We start from the raw sequence: 5,446 nt of genomic DNA, 5'->3' as shown, positions 1-5,446 counted from the left end.
TAGACTTCGCCACGCTTCTTCTTTTGCTGAATAGCAGCAGTGGTGCGTTCCGCTATCAGGCCCCGCTCCATCTCAGCGAAACCGGCAGCCATCGTGAAGAACATCCGGCCCATGGCCGACTGCGTGTTAACGCTTTGCCCGCCCATGTCCACGAGGTGAAGACCAACGCCCGCCTTGTCCCAAGCCGCTGTTTGATTCAGCGCGTCAGCAGCGTTGCGAAATACGCGGTCGAGCTTCAGAGCAATCAGGTGCCGCGCTGGCCCTTTGGTCAGCATCGACAGCACACGCGACCCGCCTGGGCGGCTCGACAGCTCCTTTGCCGCTGACACGCCTGCGTCGAACACGATGTCGAGCAGCTCCAAGCCTTGGGCCGTTGCATATGCCCTGATGCGCGCTTCCTGATGCTCCAGCGACAGGCCGCTGTCAGTCTGGTCAGCGGTGCTGACACGCACATAACCGACCGCGATGTTGCTCTTGACCTTGGCCATTGTCGCCTCCCTCGTTTCGTATCCCTTTTCTGCCATACACAAAGGCCATACACAAAGGCTTTTATACACAAAGAAACGCATGTGTATGAAAAAGTAATAATGATCCGTTGGCACGATCTTTGCATTGGTTGAGGAGCAGATTCAACAGACATCCCGAACGTCCCCAGTGCTGTGAAAGTACTTTTTAGGCAAATGCCAACATGTCTGAAAACAACGGATGTTTTAAACACTTGGTTGCGCCCACTCCTGCTGACGCAGGTGCCCTGGACAAACAGGCCCCAAAGCCTCAACGCCCTGATTGCCGACGTTTGGCTATTAGCCAAATGTATTATTGTGTATTGAAGGTACCATGAGGGGGTAGTAGGGGTGGGGGTGTCCAAAGATCAGGGAGGCGCTCCAGTCACAAACTAAAGCCCAGAAGCTTACGAGTACGATCTAGAAGAACGGTTCTTATCGATTACCCAAGAAGAACTCTCTTCCCACCACCAGTGGCTGAGAGCTTACTAAGCTCAAGAAGGTTTGTTGTTCAACCTGAGTCTTCTCTTGTAAGAACGTGTATGTTTGTCCTTGTAAAGGCAGATAGCCGGGATGGGCGCAGTCCTCCAGGCGGGAGCATGAGTGCTTCTGACAAAGGAAGCTTGGATCGATGGCTGACGCTGATCTTCGGTTTGGGGAAATGTTGCGGAAGGTATGGCGGCGTTGCTGGATATGGGCCGTTGGTATTCTGGTTACCGCTTTTGCTACTCTGTTCGGTGGGTATGCTGCTGGCCTGTTCAGTGAGATATTTCCGTCTGCCACCGAACTCGCATGTCGCTTCCAAGAATGGACTACTGAACGCTCAGCATATGACAAGCCCATAACGTCCCCCAAGTTCAGGATCCTCGTCAGCAGATTGGATCGCGATACCGATGGTGCTCAAACTAGGCACATCATGGCTGCCTTTGACCCGTATGGCCCCGTCGATGTAGTGCAAATTTGCCAGGTGATGCGGATCGAAACCAAGAACGGGGTTCCCTTATCCAAGCTTCGGACTGACGCCGAGGAAGAAGGACGACACTGGTTGGATGAGTACGATGCGGATGTCCTTATCTGGGGCGAAGTTGTTAAGGTCGACCAAATGCTTCGTCTCTGGTTTACAACTTCCGGAGATCAGAAAGCGGCTGGCGCATCACGCTATAAACTTGATGAGACGATCCTGCCGAAAAACTTTCATGAGGATATCGCGATTCAGCTCGTGGCTGTAGCGCTCACTGGGGTTCAGCCAGCAACAGAGAGGGTCGGCAACTATCTGGCTGCCATACTCCGCCCGGTCGCGGCGAAGATCAGACTCATTCTTGATAGCTCTAGTTCTGGCCTTACGAATTTTCAGAAGGGTGATCTATATCACGCATTTGGCCTTGCGGCGATGACCGTCGGCGATCAAGCCGGCAACCGTAATTGGCTGGAGCAGGCGGTGACGGCGTACCGTACAGCCTTGGAGGAGCGAACTCAGGAGCGCGTCCCACTCGACTGGGCTGCGACCCAGAACAGTTTAGGCAACGCGCTCCGAACACTAGGCGAGTGGGAGCGCGGTACGGTACGCTTGGAGCAAGCAATCACTGCCTATCGTGCCGCCCTGAAAGAGCGAACTCGCGAACGAGTCCCTCTCGACTGGGCTGCGACCCAGAATAATCTAGGCAACGCTCTCTTGGAGCTCGCCAAACGGGAAGGCAGCACGGCGCGTTTGGAAGAAGCAATCGCTGCCTACCGAGCCGCTCTGGAGGAGCGGACCCGAGAGCGCGTCCCGCTCGATTGGGCCGCGACCCAGAACAATATAGGCAACGCGGCCTTAAGGTTGGCCGAGAGAGAAGACGGCACAGCTCGTCTGGAGCAGGCAGTGGCCGCCTACCATGCCGCCCTAGAGGAACTTACCCGGGAGCGCGTCCCACTGGATTGGGCTATGGCCCAAAACAACTTGGGCAACGCGCTTCTGGAACTGGACAGACGGAAGGTCGGCATGGCGCAAACCTTTGCCAATGACACGGCACGCCTGAAGCTGGCCATTACCGCCTATCGCGCTGCCCTAGAGGAACGAACGCGCGAAAGAGTTCCGCTTGATTGGGCTGCGACCCAGAACAACTTGGGCAGCGCACTTCGATCGTTAGGCGAGCGGGAACTTGGTACGGCAAGCCTGCAACAGGCCGTGGCCGCCTACCACGCGGCACTAGAAGAACTTACCCGAGAACGCGTTCCACTCGATTGGGCTATGACCCAGAACAATTTAGGCAATGCGCTACGAATGTTAGGTGAGCGGGAAGGCGGTACAATTCTGCTAAAGCAGGCCATCGCCGCCTACAACGCCGCTTTGAAAGAACAGGCCCGCGAGCAAGCGCCCCTCGACCATGCCATGATTCAGGACAATCTAGGCATTGCGCTCGGAATCCTAGGCAAGCGGGACAAGAAGGCGGACTTATTGAGGCAAGCTTTGACAGCTACAAAGATAGCTCGCGAAATCTATCTGCATTCCAATGTATCCCAATATGATTTTTATTTCTCCAAAAGAATTGAATTTTTGGAATCTGAGGCCAAGGCGCTTGAAGAAGATATTTTCCCACATAATTGACTTTTGGCTGCTTCATCCTTCACCGTTCACATTTGTCTTTATCGTCACTCCCGCCTTTAGCTGGATCAGCCTCAGGCTTATTGACCGTGAACTGGCGCCTCGCCGCCATCGTCGTCCTCGCGCGTTCCTATTGGTAAAATATAACAATGACTAGGCCGTGATACTACCGGGCGTCTTGGCTAGCCAAAATCCTTGTCGGTCCCATGCCGGGAGGCTGTCTCGCCTGATACGGTCTCCCAGTATGCAGCTTGCGCTGCGCTGTATCGTGGGCAGGGAACGAAGCCCCGAAAAGGGGAATTTCTCACCCTCTAGTATAATTTTTGATCGTATAATCAAGATGCGAGAAAGGGAGGGCACTAATCCTATACCTCTCCCTCCTTATTTTATTGTCCACATGTGTCGACATTAGCCCGCATAACGGTAGCTTGAGCGACCATAGGGCCATGAAGATCCCCGCTGATGCGTCAGGCGTCAGCGCTCCTCCAGTCTAACAGTCGGACCGACCGAGCTACTTGCTAACACAGAGTTAATCGAGCTTGAAGCGCTGTATCTTCTTGCGTACAGGCCCAACCAGACACCGGAAGCAGACCCAATGACCAGCAGCGACGCAGCCATGTCAGAGCAGTCCGCATATACCTTCATGCTCACCTTTCCCGCTTTGATTGATTTTGATACCGGCAAACCTTTCGAAAGAGGCGAGCTTAGGGAGAGTCTGTCAGATTACTTCCTCAATATGTTCTATATCGCGCTGACCATTTACAAACTTGAATAGCCTCTATTCGCTTTGATGGGAGAGGCAAGAGGCGTCACCAGTGAGCGGCGCATCTGCCTCTCAGGAGCTTTCAGAAGCCGAAGGAGCGCAATACCGTTCGTGAAGGGCAGGGGAGAGGCCTCTGGTGCTTTCTCAATCTTCTAAATGCCCTAGCCTCTTTTAACGGTATGCCCGACGCGCTATGACATCGCTGCTTAAGCAGCCAACGATATGGAGATATGAGTGAACATGAGAACGTCTCTCAGGTTCGGGTCACCCGTGCTTGAGACTACCCTGTCGGAGCCGCCCATGCTGGGCGAGCTGGTGACGACTACCGGAGACCTGAAGACCCAGCTCGATACCTTGGCAGTCGAGATCAAGGCCGAGATCAAGCGCACTGTCGAGTCCGCGATCCGGATCGGCAAGATGCTCCTGCAGGCCAAAGAGATCACGGTCGATGTAAAGTGTGGGATTGAGGGCGCAAACCCGAACATGCGGTTCGGTAAGTGGGTTGCCGAAAATTTTTCGGGAACCTTCGGAAATGATAGGACCCCGCTCAACTTCATGAACGTCGCCCGCGTCTATGGCGATCGTGATCCTGCCGAGCTGGACAAGATCGGTCTGTCGGTCCTCTATGAGCTGTCCGCGCCCAAGGTCACCAAGAACGCTGTCACGGTTCGTGAGGCGGTCGAGGAGGCCATCAAGCGCGGCGAGAAGGTGACCGTCCAAGACGTCAGGGAATGGATCAAGGAGGCCACGCTGGCGCTTCCTAAGCCTACTCCTGCGGCACCTCCACCCGAGCCGGTGGAAGCGGTCGAGATCGAGGAGGTGGACGATACGCCGCCTTGGGAAGACAGCTCCGTTGAGGAGGTGATCCCAGAGCCTGAACCAGCCCTGGAGCCTTCTCCGAGGCCTTCGTTCGATGACCTTACCGACCACGCCCTCGATACCGCGCGCCAGAAGGTCGGGGAACTGATCAACATCAAGACGACGAAGCACGTGAATGATTTCTTCATCGAAACGTTCATGGGCGAGATACATCCAGACTACTTCGTCAGCATTGCCCGAGCCGAGATGGTCAACCGGCTGCGGACCCACGAGACACCTAGAAAGGCTATTGAGGCAGGTGCGGCAGCGATGCGGCAGGCCGAGGAAGACCTGATTGAGAAGATCCGGATCGCCCTGGAGAACGCCGGTAACAGGGCAATGACGAGCTTCCTGACCCAGGTGGACGACAACAAGGTGCTGTCTGGGCCGAACCTGAACCACAAGCTTCTGGCTATGGCGCTGGACGAATCAGCCAATCCGAACGAACGGATCACGGCTGCTGACATGCTATTGGCTAGAACCTAATCTGATCATGCAGATAGTTCTAGTGGAGCACTGCATTGCTGTGATCAAGTTCAGAGGTCAAATCATTCAGCTTTTCAAATGTTGCTCTCTTATCCACTATTTACCATAAAACCCTGGAAAATAATTATTGAGTGTACTTGCTGCGATGCCGAACAATTTGGCTACTTTTGATTTAGACAACTTATGATCGGTAAGCAATTTTTCCACGACTAAAAGGCCAAGTTCATTTAGAATACGCCTTCTCCCATGGGA

General features: G+C 54.4%; 4 protein-coding genes. 3 read left to right on the top strand and 1 reads right to left on the bottom strand.

What is annotated here, in order from left to right; translation table 11 throughout:
- The coding region (locus AC5JJ6_RS39645) for a recombinase family protein (protein ID WP_496047316.1) at positions 1 to 488 on the bottom strand (488 nt) is incomplete at its 3' end.
- 646 nt (positions 489 to 1,134) lie between these two features.
- On the opposite strand from AC5JJ6_RS39645, the gene AC5JJ6_RS39640 reads away from it, so the two are divergent.
- The 3 genes from AC5JJ6_RS39640 to AC5JJ6_RS39630 all read left to right on the top strand — a co-directional run bounded on the left by AC5JJ6_RS39640 (position 1,135) and on the right by AC5JJ6_RS39630 (position 5,194).
- Positions 1,135 to 3,090: a tetratricopeptide repeat protein gene (locus AC5JJ6_RS39640; protein ID WP_496047315.1), complete on the top strand. Its 1,956-nt coding sequence runs from the start codon at positions 1,135 to 1,137 to the stop codon at positions 3,088 to 3,090.
- Between the two features lie 592 nt (positions 3,091 to 3,682).
- On the top strand, positions 3,683 to 3,862 hold the full coding sequence (locus AC5JJ6_RS39635) for a hypothetical protein (RefSeq protein WP_496047314.1): 180 nt from the start codon (positions 3,683 to 3,685) through the stop codon (positions 3,860 to 3,862).
- Between the two features lie 288 nt (positions 3,863 to 4,150).
- Positions 4,151 to 5,194: a hypothetical protein gene (locus AC5JJ6_RS39630; protein ID WP_496047313.1), complete on the top strand. Its 1,044-nt coding sequence runs from the start codon at positions 4,151 to 4,153 to the stop codon at positions 5,192 to 5,194.
- Positions 5,195 to 5,446: the final 252 nt, after the last annotated feature.

This window comes from Skermanella sp., assembly GCF_059503625.1.
This window is presented reverse-complemented; position numbering and strand designations above follow the sequence as displayed.